The following is a 2,462-nucleotide window of genomic DNA, read 5'->3' as shown; positions in this document are numbered from 1 at the left end:
CATGGTCGCCGCGCCCGTCCGGCTCTTCGACTGCTCGCCCACCACTGACGGCGCGGCCGCGGTCATCGTTGCGCCGCTCGAACGGGCAAAGGAGTTCACCGACCCACCCATCACAGTGCTCGAGACCGCGCAGGCAAGCGAGTCGGTCGCTCTCCATGCCCGGCGCGATATCTCAACCCTGGACGCAACCGAGGCAGCAGGCCAGCGGGCCTTCAAGATGGCCAAGCTCACCCACAAGGACATCAACATGGTCGAGGTCCATGACTGCTTCTCGATTGCAGAGATCTGCGCTATCGAGGACCTCGGGTTCTGCAAGAAAGGCACGGCCGGCAAGTTCACTGCTGACGGCGAGACTGCGCTCGGCGGGAAGATCCCGGTCAACACGAGCGGCGGCCTCAAGTCCTGCGGCCACCCGGTCGGGGCAACCGGCATCAAACAGGTGTGCGAGATCGTCCAGCAGCTCCGCGGCGAGGCCGGGAAGCGGCAGGTGGACAAAGCAAAGGTTGGCATGACCCACAACGTGGGCGGCACTGGTGCCACCGTTGCCGTGCACATCCTCGGGAGGGTATAAGATGACCGTTGCACGATTCTGGAGAAAGATCCCCCAGCGCTACAACCTCGTGGGCACGAAGTGCACGACCTGCGGCCGGCACTTCTTCCCCCCGCGGACGTTCTGCCCCGACTGCCGCCGGAACGGCAGGATTGTTGACCACAAGTTCGCCGGCCTCGGCACGGTGGTGACCTACACGGTCATCATGACCGAGCCCGACCAGTTCGCATCCCCCGGACCGTACATCCTTGCCATCATCAAGCTCGATGAAGGCCCGCAGATGACCTCGCAGGTTATCTGCGACCCGAAAGAGGCGAAGATCGGCATGCGGGTAAAAAGTGTATTCCGCCGGATCGCCACCGATGGCGAGAGCGGCATCATCCACTATGGCACGAAGTTCGTGCCGGTGGAGTGATTTTTTTTTCGTGTTCGTTTTTTTTTGTTATCATGGCGCCGGGGAGCCAGCTGCCTGATATATTGTCAGCTGGTCTTCACGACCATCAGGGTAATATCGTCAAACTGCGGCTGCGTGCCGCTGAAAGAAAATACCGAGCGGATAATTTCGTCGGCAATTTCTTTCGAGGATAAACTGCTGTTGTTCCGGATTGCCTCAATGAGACGGGGGAGATCAAACATCTCTTCCCGGTCATTTACGGCCTCGGTGATACCATCGGTGTAGAGCACCATAACATCCCCGGGAGCAAGGGGTACCTCTGCCTGGGTATATTCTGCATCCCCCATTGCCCCGACAGCCATACCGGTCAGCTCAAGTTCCTCGATCTCCCCGGTCTTCTTCCGTAACACAAGCGGAGGGTTGTGCCCGGCATTTACGTAGGTGAGGGTATGGGTTTCCTTATCGATGACGCCATAAAACAGGGTGACAAACATGCCAGTTTTTGAATTCTCCGCGATGATAGGGTTTGCAAAGGAGATTACCTCTGCCGGCTTATTGAACCACGTTGCCGTGACCCTGACAACGATCCGGGACAGGGCCATGAACAGTGCCGCAGGTACCCCTTTACCGGATACATCCGCAATCATGATCCCGGTCCGGGAAGAGCTGAGGGGCATGACTTCAAGCGGTATCACGTCGAAAAAATCCCCGCCAACTTCTTTTGCCGGAATGCTTTTTGCAGCGATATCAAAACCTTCCGTCCGGGGAATGTGCTCAGGGAGGAAATTCTTCTGGATCTCGGCAGCGATCTGGAGTTCGGCATTCTTCCGGGCCATCTCGGCTTCGAGTTTCTCCTTTTCAAGCCTCATCTGCCGTTCGCTGATGAGGCCCTGGATGATCGTTGAGAAAATAAAAACCGCAACCACGGCTGTGACGATCATGGGGAGGGCAACAACGGTTGCGATGGTGCCAAACTGGGATACCGGCGTTGCAACAAGCATCGCAATCAGGGAGATGAGGGATTCCACAAGGGCGACCAGCACGACTGCAACCCAGGTCGGCACGATATCGCGCTTGTTGGCAAGGTACATCACACCCCCGATGGCACCGGCAAGGATCGGGGCGATAAGGCCGGTGTACATATACGGGCCGCCTCCCGCACAACGGTATAATCCCCCGATAATGCCGGCACCGATACCCACCCAGGGGCCGCAGCACAGGCCGGCTATGAACGGGCCGATGTCCCGGACATTGAGGACGGCCCCGTAGAGGGTTATCCCGCTGACGGTCCCGTACACGGAAAGCAGGCCAAAGACGATGATTAAGAGGACCTGGGTTTTCAGGGAGGGTTTTTTCTCAAGAATCTCCTGGAAATACCGGCTCCTTGTGAAAAGATAGGCAAAGACGATGATCACGCAGATCATCTGGAAGAGAGTGATGAGGCTCTGGACAATATTTGCTTCCATGCTACCGTAGAATTCGCATCATAGCTAATTAGCATTTGTTAACAGTCTACAA

General features: G+C 57.2%; 3 protein-coding genes. 2 read left to right on the top strand and 1 reads right to left on the bottom strand.

What is annotated here, in order from left to right; translation table 11 throughout:
- Both CW742_RS10550 and CW742_RS10545 read left to right on the top strand, forming a co-directional pair.
- The coding region (locus CW742_RS10550; protein ID WP_394339467.1) for a thiolase C-terminal domain-containing protein at positions 1 to 571 on the top strand (571 nt) is incomplete at its 5' end.
- A 1-nt stretch (position 572) separates the two neighbouring features.
- Positions 573 to 965 (top strand): Zn-ribbon domain-containing OB-fold protein, encoded by a 393-nt coding sequence (locus CW742_RS10545; RefSeq protein ID WP_292420165.1) that lies wholly within the window; start codon positions 573 to 575, stop codon positions 963 to 965.
- 65 nt (positions 966 to 1,030) lie between these two features.
- Here CW742_RS10545 and CW742_RS10540 read toward each other — a convergent pair whose 3' ends face one another.
- Positions 1,031 to 2,410 carry a PP2C family protein-serine/threonine phosphatase gene (locus CW742_RS10540; protein WP_292420162.1) on the bottom strand — a complete coding sequence of 460 codons (1,380 nt, stop codon included), beginning with the start codon at positions 2,408 to 2,410 and terminating at the stop codon, positions 1,031 to 1,033.
- Positions 2,411 to 2,462 lie beyond the last annotated feature (52 nt).

This window comes from Methanoregula sp. (assembly GCF_002835825.1).
In the GTDB taxonomy this organism is placed as follows: domain Archaea; phylum Halobacteriota; class Methanomicrobia; order Methanomicrobiales; family Methanospirillaceae; genus Methanoregula.
The sequence above is the reverse complement of the archived record's forward strand: the minus strand, read 5'-3'. Positions and strand labels throughout refer to the sequence as shown.

Coding starts and splice junctions, on each gene's coding strand:
- CW742_RS10545 (WP_292420165.1), top strand. CDS start 573: ATGACCGTTGCACGATTCTGGAGAAAGATCCCCCAGCGCTACAACCTC.
- CW742_RS10540 (WP_292420162.1), bottom strand. CDS start 2,410: ATGGAAGCAAATATTGTCCAGAGCCTCATCACTCTCTTCCAGATGATC.